Source organism: Mycobacterium sp. Marseille-P9652, from assembly GCF_902652685.1.
Lineage (GTDB): Bacteria > Actinomycetota > Actinomycetes > Mycobacteriales > Mycobacteriaceae > Mycobacterium.
Window position 1 is genome coordinate 52,103 of record NZ_CACRUY010000027.1, and the last position, 16,089, is coordinate 68,191.

At 71.5% G+C, this 16,089-nt stretch carries 13 protein-coding genes and 1 pseudogene; 9 read left to right on the forward strand and 5 right to left on the reverse strand.

Annotated features, from left to right (window positions below; all coding sequences use genetic code 11):
* Positions 1-7: 7 nt before the first annotated feature.
* Positions 8-1,039, reverse strand: coding sequence for an alpha/beta hydrolase (locus GPY60_RS15515; RefSeq protein ID WP_231639676.1), 1,032 nt, complete (start codon positions 1,037-1,039; stop codon positions 8-10).
* Between the two features lie 164 nt (positions 1,040-1,203).
* On the opposite strand from GPY60_RS15515, the gene mqo reads away from it, so the two are divergent.
* From mqo to GPY60_RS15550, 7 genes are all read left to right on the forward strand, one after another.
* Complete coding sequence (gene mqo, locus GPY60_RS15520) at positions 1,204-2,697, forward strand: malate dehydrogenase (quinone) (protein ID WP_255457247.1); 1,494 nt, start codon at positions 1,204-1,206, stop codon at positions 2,695-2,697.
* Positions 2,694-3,221 (forward strand): GNAT family N-acetyltransferase, encoded by a 528-nt coding sequence (locus GPY60_RS15525; RefSeq protein WP_156688561.1) that lies wholly within the window; start codon positions 2,694-2,696, stop codon positions 3,219-3,221. The genes mqo and GPY60_RS15525 overlap by 4 nt, the downstream gene beginning before the upstream one ends.
* The gene (locus GPY60_RS15530; RefSeq protein ID WP_156688562.1) at positions 3,218-5,053 is read left to right on the forward strand and encodes a VWA domain-containing protein; all 1,836 of its coding nucleotides are present in this window, start codon (positions 3,218-3,220) and stop codon (positions 5,051-5,053) included. Before GPY60_RS15525 ends, GPY60_RS15530 begins: the two co-directional genes overlap by 4 nt.
* Positions 5,054-5,063: 10 nt before the next feature.
* Positions 5,064-5,678 carry a cob(I)yrinic acid a,c-diamide adenosyltransferase gene (gene cobO, locus GPY60_RS15535; RefSeq protein ID WP_156688563.1) on the forward strand — a complete coding sequence of 205 codons (615 nt, stop codon included), beginning with the start codon at positions 5,064-5,066 and terminating at the stop codon, positions 5,676-5,678.
* A 94-nt stretch (positions 5,679-5,772) separates the two neighbouring features.
* Entirely contained in the window at positions 5,773-7,146 is a 1,374-nt protein-coding gene (locus tag GPY60_RS15540) for a cobyrinate a,c-diamide synthase (protein WP_156688564.1), read from the forward strand.
* Between the two features lie 22 nt (positions 7,147-7,168).
* Positions 7,169-8,404, forward strand: a complete 1,236-nt coding sequence (cobA, locus tag GPY60_RS15545; protein WP_156688565.1) for a uroporphyrinogen-III C-methyltransferase — start codon at positions 7,169-7,171, stop codon at positions 8,402-8,404.
* A 22-nt stretch (positions 8,405-8,426) separates the two neighbouring features.
* Positions 8,427-10,019, forward strand: a complete 1,593-nt coding sequence (locus GPY60_RS15550; protein ID WP_156688566.1) for an MFS transporter — start codon at positions 8,427-8,429, stop codon at positions 10,017-10,019.
* Here GPY60_RS15550 and GPY60_RS15555 read toward each other — a convergent pair.
* Positions 10,016-11,284 carry a sterol desaturase family protein gene (locus GPY60_RS15555; protein WP_197283688.1) on the reverse strand — a complete coding sequence of 423 codons (1,269 nt, stop codon included), beginning with the start codon at positions 11,282-11,284 and terminating at the stop codon, positions 10,016-10,018. The two genes, GPY60_RS15550 and GPY60_RS15555, sit on opposite strands and share 4 nt — an antisense overlap.
* A gap of 250 nt (positions 11,285-11,534) precedes the next feature.
* Between GPY60_RS15555 and GPY60_RS15560 the strand changes: the two genes are divergently transcribed.
* Positions 11,535-13,280, forward strand: a complete 1,746-nt coding sequence (locus tag GPY60_RS15560; RefSeq protein WP_156688568.1) for a proline--tRNA ligase — start codon at positions 11,535-11,537, stop codon at positions 13,278-13,280.
* Between the two features lie 7 nt (positions 13,281-13,287).
* On the opposite strand, the gene GPY60_RS15565 is transcribed toward GPY60_RS15560, so the two are convergent.
* Positions 13,288-14,094, reverse strand: coding sequence for a lysophospholipid acyltransferase family protein (locus GPY60_RS15565; RefSeq protein WP_156688569.1), 807 nt, complete (start codon positions 14,092-14,094; stop codon positions 13,288-13,290).
* A gap of 153 nt (positions 14,095-14,247) precedes the next feature.
* Here GPY60_RS15565 and GPY60_RS15570 point away from each other — a divergent pair, with 153 nt between their 5' ends.
* On the forward strand, positions 14,248-15,438 hold the full coding sequence (locus GPY60_RS15570; protein ID WP_197283689.1) for an alpha/beta hydrolase family protein: 1,191 nt from the start codon (positions 14,248-14,250) through the stop codon (positions 15,436-15,438).
* Positions 15,439-15,451: 13 nt separating this feature from the next.
* Here the strand turns inward: GPY60_RS15570 and GPY60_RS15575 are convergent, their stop codons facing one another.
* Both GPY60_RS15575 and GPY60_RS15580 read right to left on the reverse strand, forming a co-directional pair.
* Positions 15,452-15,898: a ferritin-like domain-containing protein gene (locus tag GPY60_RS15575; RefSeq protein WP_156688570.1), complete on the reverse strand. Its 447-nt coding sequence runs from the start codon at positions 15,896-15,898 to the stop codon at positions 15,452-15,454.
* A pseudogene (locus tag GPY60_RS15580) lies at positions 15,895-16,089 on the reverse strand (hypothetical protein); the annotation flags it as partial. The pseudogene GPY60_RS15580 and the gene GPY60_RS15575, both read right to left, overlap by 4 nt.

Genomic DNA, 16,089 nt, shown 5'->3' on the forward strand with positions numbered 1-16,089 from the left:
CCGGCGGTCAACCCTTGATTTCTCGGTGGTCCGACTCCGCCGGGGCGTCGCTGTCGGCGAGGTACTGATCCAGCCACACGTCGAGGTGCCGGTAGGCCGCGCGGCGCGGCCGCGGAAGGGACAGGAACACGTCGTGCTTGGCGTCGGCGACCGGCACGATCGTGGTGCGGTGCCCGATGCAGCCGGCCCACCTGGCGATCAGGGCGACGTCGAGAACCGCGTCGCCGCAATGCATCGCCGCGGGGTCCGTGCCCTCGCGCACGCTGTGGTCCGACCGCAGGATCAGGCTCGGCACCCCGACGTCCAGCCCGCGGTGCAGCCGGGCCTGGCCGCGCCGCACGGCGTGCAGCCAGCCCAGGGTGATGGGGAAGCCGCCCACCGGTTTCCATTTCAGGTTGTAGTCGAACTCGCCGCCGTAGTCGCGGTGCAGCGTGGTGCCGTAGCCGCCCGGGGTGGGGGCGCGGATCACGCCTTTGGACCGCAGCCGCGACAGGCCGGCGATCATCGCGGAGGTCGCTGCGTGCCGCAGGACCGCCGGGCCGTGCAGGTCCAGGAACGGGCTGTTCAGGACGAGGCCGCCCACGCGCGAATGCGTCCCGGCGGCCCGGCGCCGCAGTCGGTCCAGCCACAGCGACACGATGAGCCCACCGGCCGAGTGCCCGTACACCACGACCCGGCCCGACTGCCGCCCGATCACCTCCAGCGCCCGGTCGAGTTCGGCGTCGTAGTGGGCCAGATCGGTGATGAAGTGGGGGGTCTGCCCGTCACGGTGCGACCGGCCGCATTTCTGCAGGTCCAGCGCGTAGAAGGTGAACCCCCGGTCGGCGAAGTGATCGGCCAGGTCGGTGTGGAAGAAGTAGTCGGTGTAGCCGTGGACCGCCAGGACGGCGTGGTCGGATCGCGCATCCTCCTCGGAGCCGCGCCGGATCAGCGTGGCGACGATGTCGCCCTCGCCCGCGGGGTCGGGCCCGAGGGGAAGTGTGCGCTGCCAATAGCCCTGCAGGACGTCGGGCACCCAGCCAGTCACCCCGCCACTCATTCAAGTCAGCTTAAGGGTTGTGCCGCCGGCCGCGGGCCGGGTCCGGCGAACACATGGCGTGCTCGTCGCGTTCCGGCTGCGTCCCGCCCTCACCGCCGCTCGGGATAACCTGAGACGGCACAGCCAGCAAAAAGGGCCACGAAAGGACCGACGAACCGGTGCCGCTGACGGGCGAACGAGCCACCACCGCGCGGGCGGACGTCGTGCTGGTGGGCGCGGGCATCATGAGCGCCACGCTGGGGGCCTTACTTCGGAGGCTGGAGCCGGGGTGGTCGATGACGATCGTCGAGCGGCTCGACGCCGTCGCCGCCGAGAGCAGCGACCCGTGGAACAACGCCGGCACCGGGCACTCCGCGCTGTGCGAGCTGAACTACACCCCGCAGCAGCCCGACGGCTCGATCGACATCACCAAGGCCGTCCGCATCAACGAGCAGTTCCAGGTGACCCGCCAGTTCTGGGCGTACGCCGTGGAGAACGGCATCCTCACCGACCGCCGCTTCGTCAACCCGATCCCGCACGTCAGCTTCGTGCGTGGGGAACGGGGCGTCGACTTCCTGCGGCGGCGGCAGCGGGCGCTCGCGCACAACCCGCTGTTCGCCGGCATGGAGCTGATCGACGACCCCGACGAGTTCGCCCGACGGTTGCCGCTGATGGCCGCCGGGCGGAACTTCTCGGAGCCCACGGCGCTCAATTGGGCGGCCCACGGTACGGACGTCGACTTCGGCGCGCTGGCACGGCAACTCGTCGGCTACTGCCTGCGCGACGGGGCGACCGCCCTGTTCGGTCACGAGGTCCGCGACCTCACCCGCCAGCGCGACGGCAGCTGGACTTTGCTCATCGCCAACCGCCGCACCCGCCAAAGGCACCGCCTGAACGCCAGATTCGTCTTCGTCGGCGCGGGCGGCGACGCGCTGCCGCTGCTGCAGCGGGCCGGCATCGACGAGGTGAAGGGATACGCCGGCTTCCCGATCGGCGGCCGGTTCCTGCGCGCCGGTAACCCGAAACTCACCGCGGCGCACCGGGCGAAGGTGTACGGCGCGCCCGCGCCGGGCGCGCCACCCTTGGGGGCGCTGCACCTCGACCTGCGTTTCGTCAACGGCAAGTCGTGGCTGGTGTTCGGGCCGTACGCGGGCTGGTCGCCCAAGTTCCTGAAACACGGCCACGTCACCGACCTCCCGCGGTCGGTCAAGCCGGACAATGTGGTGTCGATGCTCGGCGTCGGCGTCACCCAGGTGACGCTGGTCAACTACCTCCTCGCACAACTGCGGCTCTCCGAGCCCGACCGCATCCGCGTGCTGCGCGAATTCGCCCCCACCGCAACGGCTTCCGATTGGCGGATGACGGTGGCCGGGCAGCGGGTTCAGGTGATCCGGCGGGACCGGCGAAAAGGCGGCGTGCTCGATTTCAGCACCGTCGTGGTGGGTTCGGCCGACGGCAGCATCGCCGGCCTGCTGGGCGGCTCGCCGGGCGCATCCACCGCGGTGGCGGCCATGCTGGAGGTGTTGCAGCGGTGCTTCGCCGACCGCTACCGGGCCTGGCTGCCCACGCTGAAAGAGATGGTGCCGTCGCTGGGGGTCGAGCTGTCCCGTGAGCCAGAGCTGTACGACGAGGTTTGGTCCTGGGGGACAAGGGCTTTGAAACTGGGAGCCGCGGCGTGAGTGAAATTCTGCGTCGGGTGTGGGCCAAGGACCTCGACGCCCGGACGCTCTACGAGCTGCTCAAGCTGCGGGTGGAGGTGTTCGTCGTGGAGCAGGCCTGCCCGTACCCGGAACTGGACGGTCGCGACCTGCTGGCGGAGACGCGGCACTTCTGGCTGGAGACGCCGGACGGTGAGGTGATCTGCACGTTGCGCCTGATGGAGGAGCACGCGGGCGGGGAGAAGGCGTTCCGGCTCGGCCGGCTGTGCACCAAGCGCAGCGCGCGCGGCCAGGGGCACACCACCCGGCTGCTGCGCGCCGCGCTGGCCGAGGTGGGCGACTACCCGTGCCGCATCGACGCGCAGACCTACCTCGCCGACATGTACGCCCAGCACGGATTCGTCCGCGCGGGAGACGATTTCATCGACGACGGCATCCCGCATGTGCCGATGCTCAAACCGCATCGCCCGCCCCCTTCCCAGGCCGATCCGCGGCCCGCATCGTCGGCGGGCGGGCGCGATTCCGGTCCGGGGGAGCTGCCGTGAAGCCCTACCCGTTCAGCGCGATCGTCGGCCAGGAGCAACTGCGGCTCGCGCTGCTGCTGTGCGCCGTGCGCCCGGAGATCGGCGGCGCGCTCATCCGCGGCGAGAAGGGCACCGCCAAGTCGACGGCGGTGCGGGGGCTCGCCGCGCTGCTGTCGGCGGCGACCGGGGAAGGCGCCCTCATCGAAATGCCTTTGGGGGCAACCGAGGACCGGGTGATCGGCTCGCTGGACCTGCAGCGGGTGCTGCGCGACGGCGAGCACGCGTTCTCGCCGGGCCTGTTGGCCCGCGCGCACGGCGGCGTCCTGTACGTCGACGAGGTGAACCTGCTGCACGACCACCTGGTCGACGTGCTGCTTGACGCCGCCGCGATGGGGCGGGTGCACGTCGAGCGCGATGGCATCTCGCACTCGCACGAGGCGCGGTTCGTGCTGATCGGCACCATGAATCCCGAAGAGGGAGAACTGCGCCCGCAGCTGCTCGACCGGTTCGGCCTCACCGTCGACGTGCGGGCCTCGCGCGACGTCGACGTCCGGGTCGAGGTGATCCGCCAGCGGATGGCCTACGAGGCCGACCCGGACGGGTTCGCCGACCGCTACGCCGACGCCGACGCCGAGCTGGCCCGGCGGATCGCCGCCGCGCGGGCGCTGGTCGACCGTGTCGTCCTGCCGGACAACGAGCTTCGCCGCATCGCGGCGCTGTGCGCCGCCTTTGACGTCGACGGGATGCGGGCCGACCTGGTGGTGGCCCGCACGGCCGCGGCACACGCCGCCTGGCGCGGGTCGGCCACCGTCGAGGAAGAGGACATTCGCGTCTCGGCCGAACTGGCCCTGCCGCACCGCCGCCGCCGCGACCCGTTCGACGACCCGGGCATCGACCGCGACCAGCTGGAGCAGGCGCTGGCGCAAGCCGGCCGACAGGACCCGCCACCCGAGCCCGATCCCGACCCGCCCGGCGGCGGACAGGCGGCCGACGATGTTGATCCGCAACAGAATTCGTCGACGGCCAGGCCGCCCCAGACCAGGCCCAGCGCGCCGCCGGCGCGGACGTTTCGCGCCCGCGCGCTGACCGTGCCGGGTGTTGGCGACGGCGCACCGGGACGGCGGTCGCGCGCCCGCAACTTCACCGGCAGGGTGGTGGCGGCCTCCCAGGGTGATGACGGCACCGACGCGGGCGCGCGCGGACTGCACCTGTTCGCCACCCTCCTGTCGGCGGCCGAACGGGCCGGGGCGGGGCCGCTGCGGCCCGGGCCGGACGACATCCGCAAGGCCATCCGCGAGGGCCGGGAAGGGAACCTGGTGATCTTCGTGGTCGACGCATCCGGTTCCATGGCCGCCCGTGACCGCATGGCCGCGGTGAGCGGCGCCGCCCTGTCCCTGCTGCGCGACGCCTACCAGCGCCGCGACAAGGTCGCGGTGATCACCTTCCGCCGGGACGCGGCGCGGTTGCTCCTGCCGCCGACGTCGTCGGCGCACATCGCCGGCCGGCGGCTCGCGCGTTTCGACACCGGCGGCAGGACGCCACTGGCCGAGGGCCTGCTGGCGGCGCGCGAACTGATCGTCCGGGAGAGGGCGCGCGACCGCACGCGGCGACCCCTGGTGGTGGTGTTGACCGACGGGCGGGCCACCGCCGGGCCGGACCCGTTGGGCCGCAGCCGCGTCGCCGCCGTGCGCCTGGCCGCCGAAGGCGCGGCCGCCGTCGTGGTGGACTGCGAAACGTCTTATGTGCGGCTGGGTTTGGCGGGCCAGCTCGCCCGCCGGCTGGGCGCGCCCGCCGTGCGGCTCGAGGAGTTGCACGCCGACCACCTGGCCCGCGCGGTGCGCGGGGCGGCGTGAGGCGCAGCCCATGCCGCAGGGAAATCCGACGCAGGTCCCGAACGACGGGCTGACCACCCGGGCGCGGCGCAACACCCCCGTGCTGGCGGTGCACACCGGCGACGGCAAGGGGAAGTCGACCGCGGCGTTCGGTATGGCGTTGCGGGCATGGAACGCCGGGCTGGACGTCGCGGTGTTCCAGTTCGTCAAGAGCGCCAAGTGGAAGGTCGGCGAGGAGGCGGCCTTCGGCCACCTCGGCCGGCTGCACGACGAGCGGGGCGTGGGCGGGGCGGTCGAGTGGCACAAGATGGGCGCCGGCTGGTCCTGGAGTCGTAAGGCCGGCAGCGAGGTCGACCACGCGGCCGCCGCCGCCGACGGCTGGGCCGAGATCGCGCGCCGGCTCGCCGCGCAGCGCCACGACTTCTACGTCCTGGACGAGTTCACCTACCCGCTCAAGTGGGGCTGGATCGACGTCGACGAGGTGGTGGAGACGCTGCTGTCTCGGCCCGGCCATCAGCACGTCGTCATCACCGGGCGAGACGCCCCGCAGCGGCTGCTCGACGCGTCCGACCTGGTGACCGGGATGACCAAGGTGAAGCACCCGATGGACGCCGGGCGCAAGGGCCAGAAGGGCATCGAGTGGTGAGCGTTCCCGGCTCTCCTCGCGAGCGAGCGTGTCAGCACACCGACACGCCGCAAATCGCGGCATTCTGCGGTCGCTCGCCCAGCGGGGCAGTCCCGTGAGCGCCGTTCCCGGCGTCGTGATCGCGGCCCCGGCGTCGGGCAGTGGAAAGACCACCGTCGCAACGGGTTTGATCGGCGCGCTGCGACGGGCGGGCCACACTGTCGCCCCGTTCAAGGTGGGCCCCGACTTCATCGACCCCGGCTACCACGGCCTGGCCGCCGGGCGGCCGGGGCGCAACCTCGACCCCGTGCTGGTCGGGGAGCGGCTGGTCGGCCCGCTCTACGCCCACGGCTCGCGCGGCGCCGATATCGCCGTAATCGAAGGCGTGATGGGGCTTTTCGACGGACGCATCGAATCGACCGGGGCCACACCCGCCCCCGGTTCCACGGCGCACGTCGCGGGCCTGCTGGGCGCGCCGGTGCTGCTGGTGGTCGACGCGCGCGGGCAGAGCCAGAGCATCGCGGCTCTGCTGCACGGGTTCTCCACCTTCGACGCCGGTACCCGGCTCGCCGGCGTCATCCTCAACCGCGTCGGCTCGGGCAGGCACGAGCGGGTGCTGCGCCAGGCGTGCGAGCAGGCCGGCGTCCCCGTGCTCGGCGCCATCCCGCGCAACGCCGAACTAGAGCTGCCCACAAGGTATCTCGGGCTGGTCACCGCCGTCGAGTACGGCCGTCGCGCGCGACTCGCCGTCGAGGCCATGACCGACCTGGTCGCCCGCCACGTCGATCTGGCCGCCGTCGCCGCGAGCGCCGCAAGCCGGCCCGACGGCCCGGCGTGGGATCCCGCGGGCGCCGTGGGCGACGCCCCTCGGCCGGGGATCACCGTGGCCGTGGCGTCGGGACGGGCCTTCAGCTTCGGCTACGCCGAACACGCGGAGTTGCTGCGCGCGGCGGGCGCCGACGTGGCCGAGTTCGACCCGCTCGTCGACGCGTTGCCCGACGGCACCGGCGCGGTCCTGCTGCCCGGTGGCTTTCCCGAGCAGTTCGCCGCCGAGCTGTCGGCCAACGACGTCGTCCGCCGCCAGATCGGCGAACTCGCCGACCGGGGGGCGCCGGTGCATGCCGAATGCGCCGGCCTCATCTACCTCGTCGACGAGCTCGACGGCCATCCGATGTGCGGCGCGCTGTCCGGATCCGCACGGTTCACCCCGAACCTCACGCTGGCATACCGCGACGCCGTCGCGGTCGCCGAGTCGCCGCTCTATGAAGCCGGGCAACGCGCGGTGGGGCACGAATTTCACCGCACGGCAGTCACTTTCACCGAGACCTACCAGCCCGCCTGGGTCTACCGCGGCAATGACGACAGCGTCCGGGACGGAGCGGTGCATCGCGGCGTCCACGCCTCGTACCTGCACACCCATCCAGCCGCGGCGCCGGAGGCGGTGGCGCGTTTCGTCGCCCACGCCGCTGCGGCCCGGCCGCGTATCTAACGCCGCCTACTAGGCTTGCCGGGTGACCGAGAGCCCGTATCTGGCCGGATTGCGGCTGGCCGGCAAGAAGGTCGTCGTGGTCGGCGGGGGCAATGTCGCGCAACGCCGCCTGCCCCTGCTCATCGCCAGCGGCGCGGACGTTCACGTGGTGTCGCGCAGCGCCACCCCGGCGGTCGAGGCGATGGGCGGCATCACGCTGTCGCTGCGCGAATACCGTCCCGGTGACCTCGACGGGGCCTGGTACGCGATCGCCGCCACCAACGATCCACACGTGAACGCCGCCGTGGTCGCCGAGGCCGAGCGCAACCACATCTTCTGCGTGCGCGCCGACATCGCGGTCGAGGGCACGGCCGTCACCCCGGCGTCCTTCAGCTACGCGGGGCTGTCGGTCGGCGTGCTGGCCGGCGGCGAGCACCGCCGGTCGGCGGCGATCCGGTCGGCCATCCGGGAGGCGCTGCAGACGGGCGTCATCACGCCGGAGGCGCCGGACAGCCAGGCCAGCCCCGACGTCGTGCGCGGCGGCGTCGCCCTGGTCGGCGGCGGGCCCGGCGACCCCGAGCTGATCACCGTGCGGGGCCGACGCCTGCTCGCCCACGCCGACGTGGTGGTCGCCGATCGGCTCGCCCCACCCGAACTGCTCGCCGAGCTCCCGCCGCACGTCGAGGTGATCGACGCCGCCAAGATCCCCTACGGCCGGGCGATGGCGCAGGACGCCATCAACGACGTGATGATCGATCGCGCCCGCTCCGGCCGCTTCGTGGTGCGCCTCAAGGGCGGCGACCCGTTCGTGTTCGCGCGCGGTTATGAAGAGGTGCTCGCGTGCGTCGAGGCTGGGATTCCGGTGACCGTGGTGCCAGGTGTGACGAGTGCCATAGGTGTGCCCGCTTTGGCCGGTGTTCCCGTGACCCATCGGGCGATGAACCACGAGTTTGTGGTGGTCAGCGGGCATCTGCCACCCGAGCACCCCGAATCGTTAGTGAATTGGAACGCTTTGGCAGCGCTCTCCGGAACCATCGTTTTGCTGATGGCCGTCGAACGCATCGAATTGTTCGTCGACGCCCTGCTGAAAGGCGGCCGACCAGCGGATACTTCCGTCCTGGTGGTCCAACACGGCACGACGCCCGCGCAGCACGTTTTGCAGACGACTTTGGCCGACACGCCGGAGAAGATCCGAGAAGAGGGTATTCGACCTCCGGCGATCGTCGTGATCGGCCCGGTTGTGGGTCTTCGCGACGCTCGGGGTTTAAACGATTCTTAAGATTACTGTAAGGTAACCCATTATGACGGCTCTCAACGACGCAGAGCGTGCTGCCCAAAATTGGACGTCAGCGCGCCCCGATCGTCCGTCCGCGGTGCGCTCGTCGCCGCCGGCGGAGACCGCCCCAGCTCGCCTCAGCAAGTACTACCCGGCCTGGCTGCCGTCGCGCCGCTTCATCGCGGCCGTCATCGCCATCGGGGGGATGCAGCTGCTGGCGACCATGGACAGCACGGTCGCCATCGTGGCGCTGCCGAAGATCCAGAACGACCTGAGCCTTTCCGACGCCGGCCGCAGCTGGGTGATCACGGCGTACGTGCTCACCTTCGGCGGGCTGATGCTGCTCGGCGGCCGCCTCGGCGACACGATCGGGCGCAAGCGCACCTTCATCGTCGGCGTCGCGCTGTTCACCATCTCCTCGGTGCTCTGCGCGGTCGCGTGGGACGAGGCGACCATGGTCATCGCCCGATTACTGCAGGGCGTGGGCTCGGCGATCGCCTCGCCGACCGGCCTGGCGCTGGTGGCGACCACCTTCCCGAAGGGACCGGCGCGCAACTTCGCGACCGCGGTATTCGCCGCGATGACGGCCATCGGCTCGGTCATGGGCCTGGTGGTCGGCGGGGCGCTGACCGAATTTTCCTGGCGCCTGGCCTTTTTGGTGAACGTGCCGATCGGCCTGGTGATGATCTACCTCGCGCGCACCGCCCTGCGGGAAACCAACCGCGAGCGGATGAAGCTTGACGCCACCGGCGCCATGCTCGCCACCCTGGCGTGCACCGCCGCCGTGTTCGCCTTCTCGATGGGGCCCGAGAAGGGCTGGGTGTCGGTCACCACCATCGGCTCGGGCGCGGTGGCGATGGCCGCCGCCCTCGCCTTCATCGTCGTGGAGCGCACGGCCGAGAACCCGGTCGTCCCCTTCCATCTGTTTCGCGACAAGAACCGGCTGGTGACATTCACCGCGATCTTCCTGGCCGGCGGCCTCATGTTCAGCCTGACGGTGTGCATCGGCCTGTACGTGCAGGACATCCTCGGCTACAGCGCTTTACGCGCGGGCGTCGGATTCATTCCCTTCGTCATCGCGATGGGTATCGGCCTGGGTATCTCCTCCCAGCTGGTGTCGCGGTTCTCCCCGAGGGTGCTGACGATCGGCGGCGGCATCCTGTTGTTCTGGGCGATGCTGTACGGCTCGTTCTTCATGCACCGCGGCGTCGCCTACTTCCCGAACCTGGTGGCGCCCATCGTGGTCGGCGGGATCGGCATCGGCATCTGCGTGGTCCCGTTGACGCTGTCGGCCATCGCCGGTGTCGGCTTCGACCAGATCGGACCCGTCTCGGCGATAGCGCTCATGGCCCAAAGCCTCGGCGGCCCACTGGTGCTGGCCGTCATCCAGGCGGTGATCACGTCGCGCACGCTGTACATGGGCGGCACCACCGGACCGGTGAAGTTCATGCACGAGGCCCAGTTGCACGCGCTGGACAAGGGCTACACCTACGGGTTGCTGTGGGTGGCGGGCGTCGCCGTCATCGTCGGCGCGGCGGCGCTGTTGATCGGCTACACGCCCGAACAGGTCGCCCACGCCCAAGAGGTCAAGGAAGCCATCGACGCCGGGGAGATCTAGCCCCTCGAGCCGGCGAGCGGCCAGAGCAGCTGCCGTACGTACCCCTGCGGTTCCGTCGCGTCGATGCCGTACTCCGCGGGCCAGCGCCCCACCGGGAAATACAGCGTGCCGAACAGCGCGTCCAGGGCGGGGAATTCGCCGGCGTAATTGGAGTTGTAGGCCCGCGGTTCTCGGGCGTGATGCCAGTGGTGGAACTGCGGGGTGGCGATCACCCAGCGCAGGGGACCGAACGTCAGCCGCACGTTGGCGTGGATGAAGATCGCCTGCAGGGTGAGCAGCACGACGAATGCGCCGAGGCCCAGGCGGCCGAATCCGAGCGCGTACAGCGGCAACACCGCGGTGGAGCGCATGAATATCTGGTCGAGCGGGTGCAGGTGGCTGGCGGCCAGCCAGTCCATTTCACGGATGCTGTGGTGCACACGGTGGAAGCGCCACAACAGCGGAACCTCGTGCGCTGCACGGTGTCCCGCGTAGCTGCCGACGGTGGCGATCGCCAGCCCGGCGGCGATCTGTGCCCAGCCGGGGCTCGCGGCGATCGCCGCCCGGAAGGGCGGCGGAACGAAGGCCCGCAGCACCGTGCCGCCGACCGCCACCGCCACCACGATCCCGACATTGAGCGCGGCCCCGTTCACCAGATAGTGGACGAGGTCGGTGCGCCAGCCCGCGCGCAGGACCCGGCGCGGGTGTAGCGCGAACAATCGCTCGAGCGGAACGAAAATGACCGCCAGGACGACAATCCCGACGACGATCCCGCTGCGCACGCTGAGCGCGGCCAAAACCAGCGCCGACGTCAGCAAAACCAGCACGGTGCCGGTGAGCGCGGGCCGCGCCGACGATCCGCTCTGCGCCGGCCGCGCCTGCGACGCCGCGCTGGGCTCCATTGACGCTTCCGGCCTGCCCAGCCGCCCCCAGGCCGCCAGCGCGCCGCCGGCCACGACGACTCCCGCCAGACCGGCGGCCGGCCGCTGGGTGGCGAGCGCGATCGCGCCGATCAGGATCGCCGAGTGCACGGCCAGCCCCGTCACGGTCAGGCGGCGCCGGCCGGCGAGCAGTCGCGTCGCCTGCCAGCCGACCGCGGCCGCCGCGATCAGCAGGAGCAGCGTCGGCAGCCCCGCGCCGTGGCCCGGGTGCGCGCGCGCAAACCTGAGGAGAACCGTTGCGCCATAGAGGAGTCCGAGGACTTCGAGGAAGTGCGCGGCCGCCAGCGCGGCCATCGGGGGGCCGCCGCGATGGGCGGACCCCGCACCGGTACGGGTCGTTCCCATGAGCGGGAAGGTAGCTCTCGGGGCTGAGGAGAACCTGAGCCGAAGCGCAGAAGTTGAAACGGCCCGCCGAGACTGCGGCCAGTGCACCGATCCTGCGCTCAGCTCGTGTCTGGCGGCCGAATCGCGACCTGTGTTCAGGCTCGAGACGCTCATCGCAGGCTCGGTGCCCGCGCCGAGCAGGCTGGCCTATGGCGGCGAGCCGCCGCGCCCGCCTCCGCCGCGCTCGCGCTCGCCGCTAGGCTGGCCCGCTGTGATCACCCGGATGTCCCAGCTCTTCCTGCGCACCCTGCGTGACGACCCCGCCGACGCCGAAGTGCCCAGCCACAAACTGCTGATTCGCGCGGGCTACGTCAGGCCGGTCGCGCCCGGGCTCTACAGCTGGCTGCCGCTGGGGCTGCGGGTGCTGCGCAGAATCGAAGCCATCGTCCGCGACGAGATGAACGCGATCGGGGGCCAGGAGATCCTGTTCCCGGCCCTGCTGCCGCGCGCGCCGTACGAGACGACGAACCGGTGGACCGAATACGGCGACGGCGTCTTCCGCCTGCAGGACCGCCGCGGCAACGACTACCTGCTGGGCCCCACGCACGAGGAACTGTTCACCCTGACCGTCAAGGGGGAGTACAGCTCCTACAAGGACTTCCCGCTGCTGCTCTTCCAGATCCAGAACAAATACCGCGACGAGGCCCGGCCGCGGGCCGGCATCCTGCGGGTGCGGGAGTTCATCATGAAGGACTCCTACTCCTTCGACGTCGACGACGCCGGACTCAAGGCCGCCTATCACGCGCACCGGGAGGCCTACCAGCGCATCTTCGACAAGCTGCAAGTCCGCTACGTCATCGTCTCCGCGGTGTCGGGGGCGATGGGGGGCAGCGCGTCCGAGGAGTTCCTGGCCGAGAGCCCCGTCGGCGAGGACACCTTCGTGCGGTGCCTGGAATCCGGCTACGCCGCCAACGTGGAGGCGGTCGTCACCGCCCGCCCGGACGCCAAACCCATTGATGGCCAACCCGAGGCGGTCGTCCACGACACCGGCGACACCCCCACGATCGCCACCCTGGTCGAGTGGGCCAACGGGGCCCTCGACCGCCCCGTCACCGCGGCGGACACGCTGAAGAACGTCCTGCTCAAGGTTCGCGAGCCGGGCGGCGACTGGGAACTGCTGGCCATCGGGGTGCCGGGTGACCGCGAGGTGGACGACAAGCGGCTCGGCGCCGCGCTGGAACCGGCCGAGTACGCGCTGCTCGACGACGCCGACTTCGCCCGGTACCCGTTCCTGGTGAAGGGATACATCGGCCCGAAGGCATTGCGCGACAACGGTGTTCGCTACCTCGTCGACCCCCGGGTCGTCGACGGCACCAGCTGGATCACCGGGGCCGACGAGCAGGGCCGCCACGTCGTCGGGCTGGTGGCCGGGCGTGACTTCACCGCCGACGGCACCATCGAGGCCGCGGAGGTGCGCGACGGCGACCCGTCACCCGACGGAGCCGGGCCGCTGGTGTCGGCGCGCGGGATCGAGGTCGGCCACATCTTCCAGCTCGGCCGCAAGTACACCGACGCCTTCACCGCCGACGTGCTCGGCGAGGACGGCAGGCCGGTGCGGCTGACCATGGGCTCCTACGGCCTGGGCGTGTCGCGCATGGTGGCGGTCATCGCCGAGCAGCACCACGACGAGCTGGGCCTGCGCTGGCCCGCATCCGTCGCCCCGTTCGACGTGCACGTGGTGATCGCCAACAAGGATGCGCAGGCCCGCGAGGGGGCCGTCGCGCTCGCCGACGAACTCGACCGGCTCGGCGTCGACGTGCTGCTCGACGATCGCCAGGCCTCTCCCGGGGTGAAGTTCAAGGACGCCGAATTGCTCGGCGTGCCAAGGATTGTCGTGGTGGGCCGGGGCTGGGCGGACGGTGTCGTCGAACTGCGCGACCGGTTCACCGGCGAGACCCGCGAGCTGACCGCCGGAGCCTCGCTCGCCGGCGACATCGCGGCGGCCCTCGCGGGCTAGCGGCCCGTCAGCCCAGCACCGGGAACCGCCGCTGCCGCGCCAGCCGGTCGAGCGCGCGCTGCATGACCCCGCGCACGTGGGCGTCGACCTCGTCGACGTCGGGGTCGTGCCCGAAGCGTTCGGCGATGTGGATCGGCTCGAGCACCTCGGTGACGATCTTGGACGGCAGCGGGAAGTTGGCCGGAATGGTCGAGGTGAGCCCGAACGGGAAGCCGAAGGTCAACGGGACGATGTCCATGCGTATCCGGTGCAGCTGCAACAGCTTTGCCAGCCGGGCGCCCTGAGTGAGGAAGAGCTGGGTCTCCTGGGCGCCGATCGAGACGGCGGGCACGATCGGCACGCCGCATTCCACGGCCGTGCGCACGTATCCCCGGCGACCGTTGAAGTCGATGACGTTCTGGGCGAACGTGGACCGGTACGAGTCGTAGTCGCCGCCCGGGAACACCAGCACCACGGCGCCCGAGCGCAGCGCTTCGGCCGCGTTCTCGCGGCTAGCGCCGATCACGCCGATCCTGCGCAGCGGGCCGGCCAACGGCGTCTTGAACAGGCCGTAGTGCGCCAGGGTGTACAGCGGCCGGCCGTAGCCGAACCTCGCGTAGAAGGCCGGGGCCAGCACGGCGACGTCCGGCGTCATCGCGCCGCCGGAGTGGTTGCACACCAACAGCGCGCCGCCGGTCGGCGGCATGGCGTCCAGCCCGCGCACTTCGGCGCGGAACCACAGCTTGGCGAGCGGGCCGATCACGCGTCCGGCGAGTTGGAGAAACTCGGGATCCCACTTGTCCAGTTCGGAGTCGTCGAGGGTCGCGGCGGTCATGGTGTTCACCCCGGCTTTCGGTGTCCCGCGCCGAACCGGTGGCGCGCTCTGGGGACAAATTACTCCGCTGTGACCGCGGTCACAGCCCGTCGCGCGGTGTCGCGCGCCTCGGGGTCGCCCGCGTGCCGTGCGGGGGCGCGCTAACCTCGCACGATGGCTGAAACCACGAGCCGCAGGGGCCGGGAGCGTCGACTGGCCCGCCCCGCCGACGTCGCCACCCCCTTCATCCGGGCCCGCGCGTTCCTGTCCCAGACGCACGACGACGACCATCCGGCCGAGCTACCCATCGCGCGGCCCACCATCGCGGTCGCCCGGCAGGTGTTCCACGACGAGCTCGTGCTGCTCGGCATGCGGGTGTTCCTCCCGGTGGGCGAGGCGGACGCCGCCGACCGAGTCGACCGCGAAGTCACCGCCGCCCTCGACTTCTATGGCCGGCGGGGCTGGCTGGACAGCCCGGAGGGGTTCTTCGCCGCCCCGCCGCCGCCGACCGACGTCGCAGTGGCGCCGGTGAAAATCCGGCGACGGACCCTGCGGCGCATCGCCTTTGACAGCGGCTACGAGCCGCACCCCGGCGAACCCGGCCGCGAGCGCTGGCTCGGCTACGCCCCGAACCGCCGGGTGCGCGCGCTGCTGCTGCGCCACCGCGAACCGCGGCCCTGGGTGGTGTGCGTGCACGGCGCCCTGATGGGCCGCGGCGCGGTGGACCTGAGGCTGTTCCGGGCCTGGCATCTGCACGAGGACCTGGGCCTGAACGTCGTGCTGCCGGTGCTGCCGCTCCACGGCCCGCGCAAGAACAAGGGCGCCGCATTCCCCGGCCAGGACCTGCTCGACGACGTGCACGCCGCGGCTCAATCGGTCTGGGACATCCGCCGGGTGATCTCGTGGATCCGCTCGCAGGAGCCCGGATCTTCGATCGGTTTGAACGGCATGTCGCTGGGCGGCTACGTCACCGCGCTCGTCGCCGGCGTCGAGGACGGCCTCACCTGCGCGGTGCTCGGGGTGCCGGTGGCCGACCTGATCGAGGTGCTGGGCGGCCACGGCGGTCTGGGCGACGACGATCCCCGCACCCACACACTGGAGCGCGCGCGGCCCCTCGGGCGAATGGTCTCACCGCTGTCGCTGACCCCGCGGGTGCCGAAGAGCGGTCGCTTCATTTACGGCGGGCTGGCCGACCGGCTGGTCAACCCTCGCGAACAGGTGCTGCGGCTGTGGGAGCACTGGGACCGGCCGGAGATCGTCTGGTACCACGGCGCGCACACCGGCTTCTTCCGCTCGCGACCGGTCCAGGATTTCGTCGACGCCGCGCTGTGCCAGTCCGGTCTCGTCGCTCCCGCCGTGCACTGAAGCCGACGACCAGTTACTCGTTGCCGCCGGGGAAGCTCGAGGTGATCGGCCACGCGCCCAGGAGCTTGCTCCACCGGGCGGCCATGACCGCGCTCTGCGTCAGGGCCGTCGAGGCGAACGCGCGGTCGGCGGCCGTCTCTGCGTGCTCGGCGACCGCGCGCCAGGCCGTCGCGCCGTCGTTCTCCATGCGCACCGCCAGCCGCGCGGCGTCGAAGGCGCTGCCCACGACCATGGGCAGCTGATACCCGGCGGCGGGCACGGGCGGGGTCACCTTGCGGGCGTTCAGCATCGCGATGACGTCGTCGCGCCGCTGCCGGTGCTGGTCGAGAGCCTCGACCACCATGCCGTTCACGCTGGGCGGCGTCAGCGCCGACACCAGGCCGTAGCCGTAGATCGTCGAGTGCTCGACGGCCAGCGCGTCGGACAGCGCGGCGTTGTCTGCGTCCCTGCCGGAGGTCATATCGACGGGCCCCCGGGGACCAGCGCCACCAGGTACGACGCCGTGCACGACGCCGCGATCGAGGCGAGCAGTCCGGCCCGATAACCCGACGAGGTGGCGGCCAGCCGGTTGGCGCTCTCGGCCGAGGCGCGCAGCGCGTCGATCACGTCGGACACCGGGGGAGGGGGCGGCGGCGGACCGGGCGGCTGGCT